The following is a 15,811-nucleotide window of genomic DNA, read 5'->3' as shown; positions in this document are numbered from 1 at the left end:
CGCGCCTTCCCTAGCGTGATGAATCGACTATTTGACGATGAACCCATGCGCGAACGGATCGCGGTCATCGATGAAGATCGTGTTCAATCCGGTCGTGCGCGCCCAGCCGCCGATCGAGGGAACGATCGCCGGCTTTCCCGCGACCGTGACCTCCTTTTCGACCTTGCCCTTGAACAGCGAGCCGATGATCGATTCATGGACGAAGCTGTCGCCGGCCTTGAGCTTGCCCTTTGCGTGAAGCTGCGCCATGCGTGCCGAGGTGCCTGTGCCGCAGGGTGAGCGGTCGATCGCCTTGTCGCCGTAGAAGACGGCGTTGCGGGCGTCGGCTCCCGCGACCGTGGGGTTGCCGGTCCACAGCATGTGCGACAGCCGGTTGATGCCTGGGTTCTCCGGATGCACGAAAGTGTATTTCTCGTTGAGCCGCTGCCGCACCACCGGGCTCCAGGCGATGAAGTCGCCGGCGGAATAGTCGGCCATGTCGCGGTAGTTCGCCTGCGGCTCGACGATGGCGTAGAAATTGCCGCCATAGGCGACATCGACGGTGATCTCGCCAAGCCCGGGACACTCGACCGTCAGTCCTTCGGCATGGAGGAAGGACGGCACGTTGGTGATGCGCACCTCCTCGACATATTCGCCGACCTGTTTGTATTCGGCGATGACCAGGCCGGCCGGCGTGTCGAGCCTCAGCACGCCCGGCGTCTTCGGCTTGATCAGTTCGTGCTCGATCGCCATCGTCACCGTGCCGATGGTGCCGTGGCCGCACATCGGCAGGCAGCCGGAGGTTTCGATGAACAGGATGGCGATGTCGCAATCCTCGCGCGTCGGCGGGTAGAGGATCGAGCCGGACATCACGTCGTGACCGCGCGGCTCGAACATCAATCCGGTACGGATCCAGTCATACTCGGCGAGGAAATGCGCGCGCCGTTCCATCATCGTCGAACCCTGCAGCAATGGTCCGCCGCCGGCGACCAGCCGCACCGGATTGCCGCAGGTGTGGCCGTCGATGCAGAAGAAGGATTTCTTGGCCATGTCGTTCCTCGAAAATCAAACCCGAAAAAATCAAAACCGTTGTGGACTGAAGGGGGCCAGATCGACAGGTGGAGTCTGCCCCAGGACGAGCCCCCGGATCAACCGCCCGGTGGCGGCCGCCTGGGTCAGGCCGAGATGGCCGTGGCCGAAGGCATAGACCACCGGCCGGCTTCCTTGCGCCTTGCCGATGACCGGAACCGAATCCGGCAGCGAGGGCCGGAATCCCATCCATTCGCGCCCGCCCGAGGGATCGAGCCCCGGTAGGAATTTCTGCGCCTTCCGCAGCAGCGCCTTCGACCTGGCATAATTGGGCGGCCGTTCGATGCCGCCGAGTTCGACCGCACCGCCGACGCGCAAGCCGGTTTCCAGCGGCGTGATGACGAAGCCATGGCCGGAGAAGATCAGCATCCGCTTCACCTCGAAGGCGCTCGTCGGCAAGGTCGTGTTGTAGCCACGCTCGGTTTCGAGCGGAATGCGATCGCCGAGCTGCCTGGCCAGAAGGTGCGACCAGGCGCCGGCTGCGATGACGAGCTGTCTCGCGCGCCTTGTGGATCCATCGGCCAGCGTCAGCGTCGCACTATCCTGGTCCGCCGCGACACGATCGATCCGAGCCATTTGAAAACGCGCGCCCTTGGACTGCGCATAGGCCCACACCGCCTTGCCGAGCAGTTTTGGGTCGGCGACCGTCTTCCAGCCCGGCACGAACGTGCCCTTGACGAAGCATGGCGACAGGCCCGGCTGCAACGTCGCAAGGTCCTCGCCCTCGACATGGCGGAAGCCGATGCCAAAACGTTCGCGCGCGGCCCAGCCGGACAACCCGGCCTGAAACTCGCCTTCGCTTTCGTAAAGTTCGAGCGAGCCGTCCTCGCGCAGCATCGATCGCGTACCGGAGCGGTCGAGCAAGCCCATCCACTCCGCTTCGGCGAGCTTCATCATGCCGGCCTGGGTGGTGAGGCTCGCCTCGTATTTCTCTGGTGCGCCGGCCCGCCAGAAACGGATCAGCCAAGGCAGGAGCTTCGGCAGGTAGGCCGGCGGGATGCTGAGTGGCCCGAGCGGGTCGGCCAGCCATTTCGGCAATTGCCGGATCATGCCCTTGTGGGCCAGCGGCAGCACGTCGGAGAAGGCGAAGGCGGCGGCATTGCCGGAACTCGTCTCCTCGCAGATGCCGGTACGGTCGAAGACCGTGACGTCGCGCCCCGCCTCGGCAAGCAAGGCGGCCGCACAAATGCCGATGATGCCGCCGCCGATGATGGCGATGTCGATTGCAGCATCGCTATTCATGGCTGCGTGCCGTGGTGCATGTGCCAGCCCTTAGCTCGATCCGCCCAGCCAGCTTAGAACTGCGGCAGCGTCGGCCGCACCGCCAGCGCGTCCTTGATGATCTTTTCGACCGCCTTGCGGCGCTCGCCCGACAGCGGCTGGCGCGGCATGCGCACGCGATCATTGGTTTGGATGGCGAACACTTCGGCAAGCTTGATGTTCTGCACCAGGTAGGTCGAGACGTCGAGATCGAGCAGCGGCCGGAACCAGCGGTAGATCGAAAGCGCCTCCTCGCGGCGGCCCTGCTTCATCAGCTGGTAGATGGCGACGGTCTCGCGCGGGAAGGCGGTGACCAGGCCGGCCACCCAGCCGATTGCACCGACCGACAGCGCCTCGAAGGCCAGATTGTCGACGCCGGTGAACAGGTCGTAGCGGGTGCCCAGGCGATTGATGATCTCGGTCGAGCGGCGGATGTCGTCGGAGGACTCCTTGACGGCGACGAAGCGCTTGTCCGACGCCAGCTCCTCCATCTGGTCGACGGTGACGTCGACGCGATAGGCCAGGCGGTTGGAGTAGATCATCACCGGCAGGTCGCCGGCCTGCGCAACCGCGCGAAGGGCCGCCACCGTCTCTTCCTCATTGGTATGGTAGATCGGGCTCGGCACCACCATCAGGCCGTTGGCGCCTTCCTTGGCGGCGCGCTTTGCGATGCTGGCGGCCTCGCGGGTGCCGGCTTCGTTGACCGTCAGCAGCACGGGCTTCTTGCCGGCGACTTTCTGGGCCGTCTTCAGCACCTCGATCTTCTCGTCATGCGACAGCATCGGCCCTTCGCCGAGCGAGCCGCAAACGATGATGCCGTCGCAGCCGGCCTCCATCTGCAGGGCAAAGCAGCGCTCCATCTCGGCATGATCGAGACGATCGTCGGCGGTGAATTTGGTCGTGACGGCGGGGAAAACTCCGGTCCACATGATCATTGCTCCATCTGATATATCAGCCGTATATCTGTTAAGAAAGCCGCTGTCAATGCGGAATCCGTTATGATATATCCTGGATATATCAGGAGACAGCCTTTGATATCCAAGGAAGCAAGCGCCTTGTCCGAGCCGGCCGCGACTCGGGCCTATCGCGTGCTCGAGCACATGATCGTCACGCTCGAACTGGCGCCGGCGAGCTTCGTCACCGAGGGCGCCCTCATCGATAGGCTGGCGCTCGGCCGCACGCCGGTGCGCGAGGCGATCCAGCGGCTGGCCTGGGAAGGGCTGCTCGACGTGCGTCCGCGTGCCGGCATCGCGATCGCGCCGCTGCATCCCGGCGACTGGCTGCGCGTGCTCGACGCCCGGCGCGGCGTCGAGGTGGTGCTGGCCCGCTCGGCCGCACGCTTCGTCACCCGCGAGGCCGCCGACCTGTTTCACGAGGCAGCCCTTGCCATGCAGAAGGCGGTCATCTCAGGCAATGTGCTGGCCTTCATCCAGGCCGACAAAGCGCTCGACGAGGCTCTGGCGATGGCCGCCGACAACCCCTTTGCCGCGCGGCTGGCCGCCCCCTTGCAGACCCACAGCCGCCGCTTCTGGTTCCGCTACAAGGCCGACACCGGGCTCGCCGAATCGGCCGAGCACCACGTTGCCCTGATCCGCTCTATCCTTGACGGAGATGAAGAGGCCGCGGCCAAGGACGCCAAGCGGCTGATGGCGCTGCTGCGCGGCCATGCCGAGGCGGCAGCCACGCGCTGAGCCCGATGTCAATTCAGGCGCCGGGCATCCCCGCCATCATGGCGCCGTCCCAACCTTCGCCCGCCGTGATGACGCAGCTCTGGCCATGGATATCGGTGGCCAGGATGGTCCAGGTGCCCTGCTCGGAAACGAAGATCTCGAGAATCACGCTCGGGTTGACTAGGCCGTGCGCCGCCTGGCTTTCGTGGAACTTCTCACCGAGCGCCTTGACCATGTCCGTACGCGCGGCGCATTGCGGTGCGGCCGATGCCTGGGCGGCGAAAAACGCGGAAGCCGCCACCAGAGATATCGTTGCAATAAGACGTGCCATCTGACACCTCCCTGCGCCAAACGATTGCCCCCGAAGCTGTCGCCAGCGCCGTTGGTTGATCTGCCGCGCCTCCAGGCCTCCAGGCGGCAGGACTGCAACCTAAGACGGCAACGCGCCGCCAGGTTCCATCACATTAGCGTTCACGTGGATACCGACCGCGACCGGGCAAGAAAAAGGCTCGGGTTCTGAGCCCGAGCCTTTGCTGTCTGCCTTCATGCCCGCCCCGCGCGCCCGCAGCCGAAGGCGAGGACGCGCAAGCAGGAAACCGTCCGGCTAGTTCATCGTCGGGATGACGAACTCGGCGCCGTCCTTGATGCCGGACGGCCAGCGCGAGGTCACCGTCTTGGTCTTGGTGTAGAAGCGGAAAGCGTCCGGACCGTGCTGGTTGAGATCGCCGAAGGACGACGCCTTCCAGCCGCCGAACGTGTAGTAAGCGATCGGCACCGGGATCGGCACGTTGATGCCGACCATGCCGACCTGGACACGGCTAGCGAAGTCGCGCGCGGCGTCGCCGTCACGGGTGAAGATGGCGACGCCATTGCCCATCTCATGGTCGTTGGCGAGCTTGATCGCGCTCTCATAGGTCGGCGCGCGCACCACCGAGAGCACCGGCCCGAAAATCTCTTCCTTGTAGATACTCATGTCGGCCGTGACATTGTCGAACAGGCAGCCGCCCATGTAGTAGCCGTTCTCATAGCCCTGCATCGAGAAGCCGCGGCCGTCGACGACCAGCTTGGCGCCTTCCTTGACGCCGGTGTCGACATAGCCTTTCACCCGCTCCAGCGCCTGGCGCGTCACCAGCGGGCCGAAATCGGCGGCCGAATCCGTCGACGGGCCGACCTTCAGGCTCTCGACGCGCGGAACGAGCTTTTCCATCAGCCGGTTGGCGGTGTCGTTGCCGACCGGGACAGCCACCGAGATCGCCATGCAGCGCTCGCCCGCCGAGCCGTAGCCGGCGCCGATCAGCGCATCGACGGTCTGGTCCATGTCGGCGTCGGGCATGATGATCATGTGGTTCTTGGCGCCGCCGAAGCACTGCACGCGCTTGCCGGCGGCAGTGCCGCGCGAATAGATGTAGTGAGCGATCGGCGTCGAGCCGACAAAGCCGATGGCCTTGATGTCGGGATCGTCGAGGATGGCGTCGACGACTTCCTTGTCGCCATTGACGACGTTGAGGATGCCCGCCGGCAGGCCGGCCTCGAGGAACAGCTCGGCGATGCGGATCGGCACGCCCGGGTCACGCTCGGAAGGCTTCAGGATGAAAGCGTTGCCGCAGGCGATCGCCGGGGCGATCTTCCACAGCGGGATCATCGCCGGGAAGTTGAACGGCGTGATGCCGGCGACAACGCCGAGCGGCTGGCGCATCGAATAGACGTCGATGCCGGGGCCGGCGCCGTCGGTGAACTCGCCCTTCATCATGTGCGGAGCACCGATGCAGACCTCGACCACTTCGAGGCCGCGCTGGATGTCGCCCTTGGCATCGGCGATGGTCTTGCCATGCTCGCGCGCCAGTATGTCGGCCAGCTCGTCGTAGTCGCGGGCGACCAGCTCGAGGAATTTCATCAGCACGCGCACGCGGCGCTGCGGATTGGTGGCGGCCCATTTCGGCTGTGCGGCCTTGGCGTTCTCGACCGCCGCGCGCAATTCCGCCTGCGAAGCCAGCGCCACCGTACCGCGCACCGTGCCGTCCATCGGCTGCATGACGTCCTGCTTGCGGCCGCTGGTGCCGGCGACATGCTTGCCGCCGATGAAATGACCGTATTCGATCATGATGTCTCTCCCTTTGTTCGTGATACCCGCATTGTCCGCCTTCGGCCGGCGAATGGCAACGCGAGCGAGAACGCAACCGTTGTGCGAAAAATAGATAGCGGTTGACGGAAGAGCATCAATTCTCGCAAATGATGGGGCCTCTTACACCAGGAATGATCAACGTTGAGTTCCTTAGCGCCCCCCTCTGTCCTGCCGGACATCTCCCCCTCTAGGGGGGAGATTGCGCTGTCATATTCGCCTTCGCCAATCATGGGGGCTGTCAAGGAGGGACTGTCGGCGACGCTGCCAATCTCCCCCCTAGAGGGGGAGATGTCCGGCAGGACAGAGGGGGGCGCCACAGAACGCTACGCTGACCATTGTCATTCGGACCACTCTCATGAACTGGGATGACGTCCGCATCTTCCTCGCCGTGGCCCGCGCTGGGCAGATCCTCGGTGCCGCCAAACGGCTGGAACTCAACCACGCCACCGTCTCGCGCCGCATCGCGGCACTCGAGGAGGCGCTGCGCACGAAACTCTTCCGCCGCCTGACCACCGGCAGCGAGCTGACGCCCGCGGGCGAGCGTTTTCTCGACATTGCCGAGCGCATGGAGGGCGACATGATCGCCGCGCGCTCGACCATATCGGGCGAAGGCGACGACGTCTCGGGCACGGTCCGCATCGGTGCGCCCGACGGGTTTGGCGTCGCCTTCCTGGCCAAGCGCCTCGGCGAACTGACCGCGCTGCACCGCGAATTGACGATCCAGCTCGTGCCGGTGCCGCGCTCCTTCTCGCTGTCGCGCCGCGAGGCCGACATCGCCATCACCGTCGAGCGGCCGACCGAGGGCCGGCTGGTGGCGGGAAAGCTGGTCGACTACACGCTCGGCCTGTTCGCCTCCCGCGCCTATGCGCAAGCACATGGCCTGCCCAGGACCGCTGCCGAACTCGGCCAGCACACGCTGATCGGCTATGTGCCCGACCTCATCGTCAGCCCCTCGCTCGACTATGCCGCCGAATTCAGCCCGGACTGGCGCACCAGCTTCGCCATTTCCTCCGCACTCGGCCAGGCAGAAGCGGTGAGGTCTGGTGCCGGCATCGGCATCCTGCATACCTTTGTCGCCCGCTCGATGCCGGAACTGATGGCCGTCGATGTTGTGGCACCCATCCGCCGCGCCTACTGGCTGGTCTATCACGAGTCCGTCAGGCCGCTGCGGCGGGTCCAGATCGTCGCCAGCTACATCACCAAGGCGGTGGAGCGGGAAAAAAGTCTCTTCGTATAAAGGCAATCACGGCCCATCGTGCCGGCCAAGGTGTGCCGCCACGACATATCACGATCCGGCGATGGACGCCGCCTTTACCTTGCCACGGAACCAGCCAATGTGGCATCAGCCATGCGATCGCGGCCATGGGCGGATCGCCGGGTGGGGAAATCTTTCGGAAAGCTGGCGCGGAAATATGCGAGCCGTTCTTGCCATCCTGCCGCTGCTTTTCGTCTCGGCCTGCGCCAACCCATGGACAAAAGTGCCGGAAGCCGAATTGCCCAAGCCCATCCGTTACGCCATGGCGCGCCCCTCGCCCTTCGTCATCGGCAATTACTGCGGCCCAGGCACCCGCACCGGGGATCTCTCGGCCCGGCCGGTCGACCGCCTCGACGCGGTTTGCCGGACCCATGACGCCTGCTACATCGCCCGTCACAACCATTGCGACTGCGATGGCGCTCTTGTCGCTTCGGCCAGGGCGATCCGCGATGACAAGACGGCGCCCCGCAAGATGCGCAGCGAAGCGGAATTGCTGATCGCCACCTTTGCCATTCCGATCTGCACGGTTTTTCCGCAAGGCTTCATGCCACCGCGAGACCCGGCGCAGTTGAGTGCCCTGAAGGCCGGAGCAACTGATTGAACGGCCGTGCATCGATCATCCTGGCCGTGTTCGGGCTGGCGCTCACTGCCCTTGCCGGCTGTGCGGGCCCAGGCCGGAACGCCTGCGAGTTCCCGCCGGGACAGGCGGCCTGCACCCGTCCCGCGCTGTCGGCCGGCACGCCCGGGCCACAGGTCGCTGCGGCACAATTTTTCGGAAACACCCGCACCAGCGACTATGAAAGCCGCTTCCTGGCGCTGCTTGCCCACAACCAGCTCGGCGCCATGGACCGCGCCAACGGCACCGGACCGTTCGGGCGAAACCGCCGCGACGTCCAGAACCGCGACTTCCAGGCGACCTACACGACGCTGCAGCAACTGGCCGGACCCGTGGCCAGGCCGCGTCTGCCGCCGTCCGGCGGCGATATCGGCGAGGGCCGTTTCGACGGACGCTGGCGGGTGTCGCGGCAGACGCTCTACATCGACGCAGCGGCACGGCCCTCGGCGCCCAAGATTTTCGATTTCTCCGGCCTGCAGGCACGCAGCGTCGAGATCGTCGTGCGCCAGGCCGGCAAGCAGGCCGCCGACATCGAAGGTTCTTGCGACGGCGCGCTGGTCATTCGTGCCGGCGGCGGCTCACGCACCATCGCCGCGGGCACGGCATTCCGGTTTCGCCTGTCCGGCGCGGACGACACGGCCAGCCTGTTTCCAAGTGACAGCCTGAACGGCTGCAACGCGAGGATTCGCTCCAGTCTTGCCCAGGCAGGCGCACCGCTCGCTATCCGGCGCGAAGAGGCCGCCGATCCGGCGCTTGCCGCCTTCGACAGCCGCTACCAGCGCTGCCCGGTTCCCGACGATGCCAGCCTAGACGCACTTGAGCGCGTCTTCTACGCCAGCCGCTGGCTGTCGCAGACCTGCGCCGTGCCGATCGGCCAGCCGCGCCTGCTGCGCAAATCGCGCGACGGCTTCAACGCCAAGGTCGAGGCGCTTATGGGCGCGCCGCTGTCCGACGCGGCCATCGACAAGGGTGACCCGGAACTGCCGCTCGATTTCTCCAGGGCGCCGAGGCTGAAGCTGGTCTATCTCTCGTCGCTCGAGTTCAAGGCGGATTTTTCCGGCCGCATCATCGAACGGCTGATCCGCCACCATGCCAGCCTTGGCACCAAGGTGCGCATCATGGTCACCGACGTCTTGGAGCGCGAAAAGGACGACGCCATGCTGCACCGGCTGGCGGCCGAGTTCCCCAATGTCGAGCTGCAGGAATATCGCTGGCGGGCGGACCATGGCGCGCCGATCGACGAGCAGATTTCACAATTGCACAAGGTCCATCACGTCAAGATGCTGGCGACGCTGGCGCTCGATCCCGCGCGCTCGCGCGTCATCATCGGCGGCCGCAACATTCATGACGGTTTCCTGTTCCACCAGCCGATCGATCTGTCGCGCTATCCGGACCTCGAGCAATACGGCAAGACTGACGGCTTTTCGCTGAACTACTACTCGAACTGGAGCGACTTCGACATCGAGTTCGCCGACCCCGCCATTGTCGACACACTCGCCGCGCATCTGTCTACGATGTGGTTGCGCGACGCCGACACCAACCTGGCGCGCCCCTTCTCTATCCCGGTCCGTTCCAATGGTGGCCGCCCGTCGGGCAATGCCCGGCATTTGATTTCGGTGCCCTATGAGGACAGCCATGCGCTGGAGGATTATTTCGTCGAACTGGTCGATGCCGCCAGCCATCATATCCAGATCGTCAATCCCTACCTCAACCTGACGCCGAGCCTCGCGCGAGCCTTCGACCGGGCGCTGGCGCGCGGGGTCAAGATCGATATCGTCGGCCGCATCGATCTCAAGGGCGATATCGGCGGCAAGTTCCTCACCGCGCTCAACAAGCTGTTCGTCGAAGAATATGGCGACCGCATCAACATCCGCGAATTCAAGGCGCCCGATGTGGTGCTGCACTCCAAGATCATGATGATCGACGAGAGGCTGGTGGCCATCTCCTCGGTCAACCTCAACAACCGCAGCTTCTTCCATGACTCGGAGAACGGCATGGTGGTGCTCGACCCCGCCTTCTACGTCAGGATGAAGCCGGTCTATGACGATTACCTCGCCCATTCCAACCCGGTCGCCGCCAATGTGACGATCCCGTGGGCCTACCGGCTGCTGTTCGACGACGTCTGGGTCAAGCAGGCGTTCTGAATTGGCGGCCGCTATTTGAGATAGCGCTCCTGCGCCAGGGCGCGGACATCGATATCAGGCACCCGGCTCGAGATGATGTCGGCCAGCACCTTGGCCGAACCGCAGGCCATGGTCCAGCCGAGCGTGCCGTGGCCGGTGTTGAGATAAAGGTTGGACAGCTCGGTGCGGCCGATCAGCGGCGGCCCGTCCGGCGTCATTGGCCGCAGCCCGCACCAGAACGTCGCCTCGCGCATGGCGCCGGCGCCGGGAAAGAGATCGCCGACCGAGTGTTCCAGCGTGCGCCGCCGCGATTCGTGCAGCCTGAGGTCGAAGCCGGAAATCTCGGCCGTGCCGCCGACGCGGATGCGGTCGCCGAGCCGCGTGATCGCCACCTTGTAGGTCTCGTCCATGACGGTCGACACCGGCGCCAGCGCGGCATCCTTGATCGGCACGGTGATCGAATAGCCTTTGACGGGATAGACCGGGATCGGCCGCTTCATCCGGCGCATGAACCCCGCCGAATAGCTGCCCATCGCCATGACATAGGCGTCGGCCGCCTTGAAACCCTTGCTGGTGCTGAGATTGGCAACGCGGTTGCGGCTGCGGAGGACGCGCCAGATCGTCATGTCGTATTCGAACGTCACGCCGCGCGCCACGCAGAGCTCGGCCAATTTGTCGGTGAACATCTTGCAGTCACCGGTCTCGTCATGCGGCAGCCTGAGGCCGCCGACGAACTTCTCGCGCACGTTGGCCAAGCCCGGCTCGGCCGCGATGCAGCCGTCCTGGTCTAGGATTTCGTAGGGCACGCCGTATTTCTTCAGCACCTCGACATCGCCTGACGTGCCGTCGAGCTGCTTTTGCGTGCGGAACAGCTGCAGCGTGCCCTGGGTCCGCTCGTCATAGCTGATGCCGGTCGCTTCGCGCAGCGCCTTCAGCGTGTCGCGGCTGTACTCGGCCAGCGGCACCATGCGCGACTTGTTGATCGCGTAGCGCTCGGCCGTGCAGTTGCGCAGCATCTTGACCAGCCAGGTCCACATATGCGGGTCGAAGGCCGGCCGCACCACCAGCGGACCATGCTTCATCAGCAGCCATTTGATCGCCTTGAGCGGAATGCCGGGCCCGGCCCAGGGCGAGGCATAGCCGGGCGAGATCTCGCCGGCATTGGCGAAGCTGGTTTCCAGCGCCGGGCCTTTCTGGCGATCGACCACCGTCACCTCGTGGCCAGCCTCGGCGAGGTAATACGCCGTGGTCACCCCGATGACGCCACCGCCCAGCACCATGATTTTCATCGTCCACTCCTTGCGCGGCGTCGGTCGGGACGCCGATAGACACAACACCGCCGACTTGCGCATGATCCCTGGTGAAAATCGATCCCAATTTTCAAGACCATGCGCTGTGGCCCATTCACGCCGCCGACGGACCGGGGTCGTCATCTTCTGTCTGCAGCATTCCAGCCGTCTCGCCAAGGGGCCGGATGCAGGCTTCGGCGCTGTAGACGAGCGTGAGCCCGTGCGGTCGCCGCTGATCAGCCTGGTGTTTCTGCCCGAGCGCGCGCCGGGCAGCCTCCGGCTGGTAGAGCACCGCTTTGATCCGGATCGACTCCCGCCTGCCGTCAGGGTACTCGATCGACGCCGTCTGGCCCTGCGCCATGCCTAGCACGCAGAGCCCGCGCCGCGTTGCCACCGACAGGCTCGATCCGACCGGGCCGTGCACCTCATCCTGCACCAGCGTGCGCGTCTCGGCCGGACCGGCATCGATGCAAAACACCGCTCTGCTGTTCAGTGTCACGATATCGGGATCGATCGAATCGACGGGAACGACGTCGGAACTCGAAAGCTTGTGTTCAAGCATATGCACGATCGGATCGGCGAACGCCCGCCGGCGCACCAGCATGACTTCGAGGACAGCGAAGTCCTTTCTCGTCAGGCAGCAATTCGTGGTCGTCATCACCGCCTCCACGATCAGAGCCGCTGCGGGCCGGAGGTCGGTGTATCGACGGCTTCGATGGTCACCGACAACTCCCGACCGTCACGACTGCTCCAGCACACAACCTGCCCAATGGCGGCGCCAATGAGCGCCGTTCCCATCGGCGTCAGCACCGAAATCCGGTTTTCGGCAATATCGGCTTCACCGGGATAGACCAGCGTGATGCGCTGGATGTCCCCGCCTTCGCTGCTGACCGCCACTGTCGAACCCATACGCACCACGTCGGCCGGCATCGCCGCCGCGTCCGCGATGACGGCCCGGTCCATTTCCGAGAGCAGCTCTTCGGCCACCTCGGGGGTGCGGTCGAGCAAGGCTCTCGCCAGGCCGGTCAGCCTGTTATGGTCGATCTCACTGATCAGTATCTGGCCGCTCGGATGCGATTCCGTTGCATGTTGCATGGCAAACCTCATGGATCGGCGCATCGAATGGATGCGCGCCTGCCGCTGATGGCGGCGTGATGAACAGTCGGCAGCCGCGAAGAGCTGAACGACTTGATGACGATGGTGGATGTATGGATGCCCCGGTACGGACGGACGCCGGAAGGCGGCCGCGCCGGGGCTACGATCCCGCGATCGGGCAGACCCTGAACAAGGTTCTGATATAAGCGAGGTTGCTCATGCCCCGAACCTTGCCGACGGGCGACCGCTTGTCAAGCGCGGCCAAACCGCTCAACCGCCAACGTATCGGCGGTGAAAGCGCGTTCCAAGGCTGGCCAGGATTTCGTATCCGATGGTGCCGGCATGGCCGGCGGCATCGTCGACGCTCTGCGAAGGACCCAGCAGCTCTACCAGATCGCCCTCGCGCAGTTTGCCGGGCGGCAGGGCCGAAACATCGAGAATGATCGAATCCATGGACACACGCCCGAGGAAAGGCAGGCGCACCCCTTCGAACCAGGCCGCCGAAGCGGAGCGGCGCAGCCAGCCATCGGCATAGCCGAACGAGATCGTCGCCAGGCTGCGCGGACCTTCGGCGTGATAGGTGTGACCATAGCCGACGCCGGTGCCTTTTTCGATGCCGCGCGTCTGCGCAACCTTGGCCTGCAGCCCCACCACGGGCAGCATCGGATTGGTCGCGTCAGGCGTCGGGTTGATGCCGTAGAGCGCCGCCCCCGGCCGGGCCAGATCGTAGTGGTAGCGCGGCCCAAGGAAAATGCCGGAGGAATTGGCGAGCGAGGCGGGCGCCGCCGGCAGCAGGGCACGCAGCCGCTCAAACGCCAGCCGCTGCTGCTCGTTGGCCGGATGGCGCGGCTCGTCGGCGCAGGCCAGATGGCTCATCACGTATCTGATGTCGATGCCCTCGAACGCGCCGGCATCCTTCGCCACCGCTTCCACCTCGGCGGGCGCCATGCCAAGCCGCGACATGCCGCTGTCGACCTGGATGGCGGCCGGCAGCCGGCGGCCGGCGCCATGCGCCGCCGCGCGCCAGGCCTTCAACTGCGCGCCGCTGTTGATGACCGCGCACAGGCCGGCGGCCATGGCTTCGGGCTCCGAGCCCGGCGGCAGCCCGTTCAGCACGTAGATGTCCGGCCCGGCGCCGATCGCCTTGCGCAGGCTGATGCCTTCCGCCAGCAGCGCGACGAAGAAAGTGTCGCAGCCATCCTTCATCAGCGCCGACGCCACCTGCGTCGCACCGAGACCATAGCCATCTGCCTTGACCACGCCGGCGCAACGCACGCCGCCCAGTTGCGCTTTCAGCCGTCGATGGTTTTCACGGATCGCGCCGAGATCGATGGTGAGAATGGCTCCCGCCGCCGCTTCGCTTACGCCAGCGGTATCCCCGGGCAACGACCTTCTGGAGGCGTCGTTCATGGCGACCCTTCTCGTGGCGGACAAACATCAATAGGACCGCAGGACCCGCGCGGCAACCGCGCTGCCTCCCGTCATTCTATGCCACCAGGTGCCGGAACGCCGCCACCACATCCTCATAGACATGGCGCTTGAACGGCACGATCAGGTCGGGCAAGTCCTGCATCGGCCGCCATGCCCATTTGTCGAATTCGGCGGTGTGGCCGCCCGGCGGCGGATTGATCTGGATTTCGCTGGTATCGCCATGGAAGCGGAAGGCGAACCATTTCTGCGCCTGGCCGCGATACCGGCCCTTGAAGGCAATGCCGACGAGATGGTCCGGCAGATCATAGTTGATCCAGTCCGGCGCCTCGGCAATGAGCGAGACGCTGCGCATACCGGTCTCCTCATAGAGCTCCCGCTCGGCAGCCTGCAGCGGCTCCTCGCCCTTGTCGATGCCGCCTTGCGGCATCTGCCAGAGCTGCGTGGTGCCGGCAAATTCGCTGTCGGGTTCGGCAATGCGGTGCCCGACCCAGACCAGGCCCTCGGCGTTGAGGATCATCAGCCCGACACACGGGCGATAAGGCAGCGTTTCGCGGTCGATCTTTTTGGCCATCTGACGCTCTCTCCGGTCGTTCCAGTGGGTTTGTTGCGATCAGCGGATCGTCAGCCTTTTTGCGGATCGATGGCCACCGCTGAAATCGGCACGATCTCGATGCCGCGCTTCTTGGCTTCGGCCACCCAGGACGACACCGTGTCGACCGTCAGGTCGAAAGCCGAGCCGATGCCGACGGCAAAGCCCTTGGCCCGCGCTGTCGCTTCCAGGCTGTCGAGCTTCTTCAGGATTTCGCCGCGATCCTGCACCGCATCGATCGCCATGTCGCCGGCAACGAAGGGCACGCCGTCCTTCAGCGCCAGGTCGGGTGCGAGGCTGCGCGCCGACGAACCGTCGTCGATATAGGCAAGGCCGCGCTTGCCGAGCTCGGCCATGAACGGTCCCATCGCCGTCGCGTCGGCCGAGAAACGGGCGCCCATATAGTTCATGACGCCGGTATAGTTCGTGGTCCGCGACAGCGCCCAGTGCAGGCTTTTCAGGTTGTCGTCGGCACTTGCCGCCACTGTCAGCGTGTTGCGGCCCGGATTGACGCTGGGATAGTCGAACGGTTCGAGCGGCACCTGCATGACGATCTCGTGGCCGCCCTGCCTGGCGGCCTGCATCCAGCGGCCGATGCTGTTGCCCTGCGGGGCAAAGCCCAGCGTCACCTCCGGCGGCAGCTTGGCGATCGCCGCCTGGGTGCCGGTCTGCGAAACCGCGAGCCCGCCGATGACGATCGCCACGCGAGCCCCGCGCGCGCCGGACCAGGGCCGCGCATAGACGTCGAATGGCCGCCTTCCATCGGCGGCGCGCATCGGCAAGGGCCCGGTCTCGCTGGCTTCGATCAGCGCCTTGTCGGGAAGATGCGCGATCTTCAGGTTCTGCCCGATGCTCGACGGATCGCGAATGACGATCCCCGCCTTGGGCGGGCCATCGCCCTCTTCCGTCTGGACATGGATGATCTGCGGGCCGCCTGTCTTGGCTGGCGTCTGCGCCTTTGGCGCCGCGGCCGGCGCCAAGGCTGGAGGCGCGGCGGCGGGTTCGGCAGCCGCCGTCACCTTCGGCGTCGAGACGGCAACTTCCTGCGGCTTGCGAAAAGGCTTTTCCCTGAGCGCGATCGCGCCGGAAACGCCGACCACGGCCAGCACGACAATGGCTGAGGCGACCACGCCCGCGTTGATCTTGCCGGCTGCGCGCGGCGCCCGGACGGTCTGTCCAAGCGGGCGTTCGATGTCCTTGCCGATATCAGCCAAGCCCTGTCCCCGGGACGCATCGTTCCGAAGGGTAGCCCTTCGAGAAGACCTGCGCGAATTCATCAATCCTGGCGCACCC

Annotated in this window: 15 protein-coding genes; 4 read left to right on the top strand and 11 right to left on the bottom strand. The window is 65.3% G+C overall.

Annotated features, from left to right (window positions below):
• Positions 1 to 27 precede the first annotated feature (27 nt).
• Genes FJ978_RS17235 through FJ978_RS17225 form a run of 3 tightly spaced genes read right to left on the bottom strand, consistent with a single transcriptional unit; the run spans position 28 to position 3,257 of the window.
• Positions 28 to 1,029: a 4-hydroxyproline epimerase gene (locus FJ978_RS17235; protein ID WP_140573049.1), complete on the bottom strand. Its 1,002-nt coding sequence runs from the start codon at positions 1,027 to 1,029 to the stop codon at positions 28 to 30.
• 30 nt (positions 1,030 to 1,059) lie between these two features.
• Entirely contained in the window at positions 1,060 to 2,310 is a 1,251-nt protein-coding gene (locus FJ978_RS17230) for an FAD-binding oxidoreductase (protein ID WP_181176851.1), read from the bottom strand.
• A 53-nt stretch (positions 2,311 to 2,363) separates the two neighbouring features.
• Positions 2,364 to 3,257: a dihydrodipicolinate synthase family protein gene (locus tag FJ978_RS17225; protein WP_140573048.1), complete on the bottom strand. Its 894-nt coding sequence runs from the start codon at positions 3,255 to 3,257 to the stop codon at positions 2,364 to 2,366.
• A gap of 102 nt (positions 3,258 to 3,359) precedes the next feature.
• Here FJ978_RS17225 and FJ978_RS17220 point away from each other — a divergent pair, with 102 nt between their 5' ends.
• Positions 3,360 to 4,019 carry a GntR family transcriptional regulator gene (locus FJ978_RS17220; RefSeq protein ID WP_013892479.1) on the top strand — a complete coding sequence of 220 codons (660 nt, stop codon included), beginning with the start codon at positions 3,360 to 3,362 and terminating at the stop codon, positions 4,017 to 4,019.
• A 13-nt stretch (positions 4,020 to 4,032) separates the two neighbouring features.
• Here FJ978_RS17220 and FJ978_RS17215 read toward each other — a convergent pair whose 3' ends face one another.
• Both FJ978_RS17215 and FJ978_RS17210 read right to left on the bottom strand, forming a co-directional pair.
• On the bottom strand, positions 4,033 to 4,329 hold the full coding sequence (locus tag FJ978_RS17215; RefSeq protein WP_140573047.1) for a hypothetical protein: 297 nt from the start codon (positions 4,327 to 4,329) through the stop codon (positions 4,033 to 4,035).
• A gap of 273 nt (positions 4,330 to 4,602) precedes the next feature.
• Positions 4,603 to 6,099, bottom strand: coding sequence for a CoA-acylating methylmalonate-semialdehyde dehydrogenase (locus tag FJ978_RS17210; protein ID WP_013892477.1), 1,497 nt, complete (start codon positions 6,097 to 6,099; stop codon positions 4,603 to 4,605).
• Positions 6,100 to 6,475: 376 nt separating this feature from the next.
• Here FJ978_RS17210 and FJ978_RS17200 point away from each other — a divergent pair, with 376 nt between their 5' ends.
• The 3 genes from FJ978_RS17200 (at position 6,476) to FJ978_RS17190 (ending at position 10,135) form a co-directional block, all read left to right on the top strand.
• A complete protein-coding gene (locus FJ978_RS17200) occupies positions 6,476 to 7,357 on the top strand; it encodes a LysR family transcriptional regulator (protein WP_140573046.1) in 882 nt (293 codons plus the stop codon).
• Positions 7,358 to 7,532: 175 nt separating this feature from the next.
• Positions 7,533 to 7,976 (top strand): hypothetical protein, encoded by a 444-nt coding sequence (locus tag FJ978_RS17195; RefSeq protein WP_140573045.1) that lies wholly within the window; start codon positions 7,533 to 7,535, stop codon positions 7,974 to 7,976.
• Positions 7,973 to 10,135: a phosphatidylserine/phosphatidylglycerophosphate/cardiolipin synthase family protein gene (locus FJ978_RS17190; RefSeq protein WP_140573044.1), complete on the top strand. Its 2,163-nt coding sequence runs from the start codon at positions 7,973 to 7,975 to the stop codon at positions 10,133 to 10,135. Before FJ978_RS17195 ends, FJ978_RS17190 begins: the two co-directional genes overlap by 4 nt.
• An 11-nt stretch (positions 10,136 to 10,146) precedes the next feature.
• Here FJ978_RS17190 and FJ978_RS17185 read toward each other — a convergent pair whose 3' ends face one another.
• The 6 genes from FJ978_RS17185 to FJ978_RS17160 form a co-directional block, all read right to left on the bottom strand.
• Positions 10,147 to 11,403, bottom strand: a complete 1,257-nt coding sequence (locus tag FJ978_RS17185; RefSeq protein WP_140573043.1) for a D-amino acid dehydrogenase — start codon at positions 11,401 to 11,403, stop codon at positions 10,147 to 10,149.
• Between the two features lie 115 nt (positions 11,404 to 11,518).
• Positions 11,519 to 12,061 carry a nucleoside-diphosphate kinase gene (locus FJ978_RS17180; RefSeq protein WP_140573042.1) on the bottom strand — a complete coding sequence of 181 codons (543 nt, stop codon included), beginning with the start codon at positions 12,059 to 12,061 and terminating at the stop codon, positions 11,519 to 11,521.
• A gap of 14 nt (positions 12,062 to 12,075) precedes the next feature.
• Positions 12,076 to 12,498: a nucleoside diphosphate kinase regulator gene (gene rnk, locus FJ978_RS17175; RefSeq protein ID WP_140573041.1), complete on the bottom strand. Its 423-nt coding sequence runs from the start codon at positions 12,496 to 12,498 to the stop codon at positions 12,076 to 12,078.
• A 270-nt stretch (positions 12,499 to 12,768) separates the two neighbouring features.
• The gene (gene alr / locus FJ978_RS17170; protein WP_140573040.1) at positions 12,769 to 13,908 is read right to left on the bottom strand and encodes an alanine racemase; all 1,140 of its coding nucleotides are present in this window, start codon (positions 13,906 to 13,908) and stop codon (positions 12,769 to 12,771) included.
• A gap of 76 nt (positions 13,909 to 13,984) precedes the next feature.
• Positions 13,985 to 14,500: an RNA pyrophosphohydrolase gene (locus FJ978_RS17165; protein ID WP_140573039.1), complete on the bottom strand. Its 516-nt coding sequence runs from the start codon at positions 14,498 to 14,500 to the stop codon at positions 13,985 to 13,987.
• Positions 14,501 to 14,550: 50 nt separating this feature from the next.
• A complete protein-coding gene (locus FJ978_RS17160) occupies positions 14,551 to 15,732 on the bottom strand; it encodes a divergent polysaccharide deacetylase family protein (protein ID WP_140573038.1) in 1,182 nt (393 codons plus the stop codon).
• Positions 15,733 to 15,811 lie beyond the last annotated feature (79 nt).

The organism is Mesorhizobium sp. B1-1-7, from assembly GCF_006442705.1.
In the GTDB taxonomy this organism is placed as follows: domain Bacteria; phylum Pseudomonadota; class Alphaproteobacteria; order Rhizobiales; family Rhizobiaceae; genus Mesorhizobium; species Mesorhizobium opportunistum.
Note: the sequence above shows the minus strand (reverse complement) of the source record. Positions and strands in the feature narration are given on the sequence as shown.

Coding starts and splice junctions, on each gene's coding strand:
- FJ978_RS17165 (WP_140573039.1), bottom strand. CDS start 14,500: ATGGCCAAAAAGATCGACCGCGAAACGCTGCCTTATCGCCCGTGTGTC.
- FJ978_RS17200 (WP_140573046.1), top strand. CDS start 6,476: ATGAACTGGGATGACGTCCGCATCTTCCTCGCCGTGGCCCGCGCTGGG.
- FJ978_RS17215 (WP_140573047.1), bottom strand. CDS start 4,329: ATGGCACGTCTTATTGCAACGATATCTCTGGTGGCGGCTTCCGCGTTT.
- FJ978_RS17235 (WP_140573049.1), bottom strand. CDS start 1,029: ATGGCCAAGAAATCCTTCTTCTGCATCGACGGCCACACCTGCGGCAAT.
- FJ978_RS17185 (WP_140573043.1), bottom strand. CDS start 11,403: ATGAAAATCATGGTGCTGGGCGGTGGCGTCATCGGGGTGACCACGGCG.
- alr (WP_140573040.1), bottom strand. CDS start 13,908: ATGAACGACGCCTCCAGAAGGTCGTTGCCCGGGGATACCGCTGGCGTA.
- FJ978_RS17225 (WP_140573048.1), bottom strand. CDS start 3,257: ATGTGGACCGGAGTTTTCCCCGCCGTCACGACCAAATTCACCGCCGAC.
- FJ978_RS17210 (WP_013892477.1), bottom strand. CDS start 6,099: ATGATCGAATACGGTCATTTCATCGGCGGCAAGCATGTCGCCGGCACC.
- FJ978_RS17195 (WP_140573045.1), top strand. CDS start 7,533: ATGCGAGCCGTTCTTGCCATCCTGCCGCTGCTTTTCGTCTCGGCCTGC.
- rnk (WP_140573041.1), bottom strand. CDS start 12,498: ATGCAACATGCAACGGAATCGCATCCGAGCGGCCAGATACTGATCAGT.
- FJ978_RS17180 (WP_140573042.1), bottom strand. CDS start 12,061: ATGACGACCACGAATTGCTGCCTGACGAGAAAGGACTTCGCTGTCCTC.
- FJ978_RS17230 (WP_181176851.1), bottom strand. CDS start 2,310: ATGAATAGCGATGCTGCAATCGACATCGCCATCATCGGCGGCGGCATC.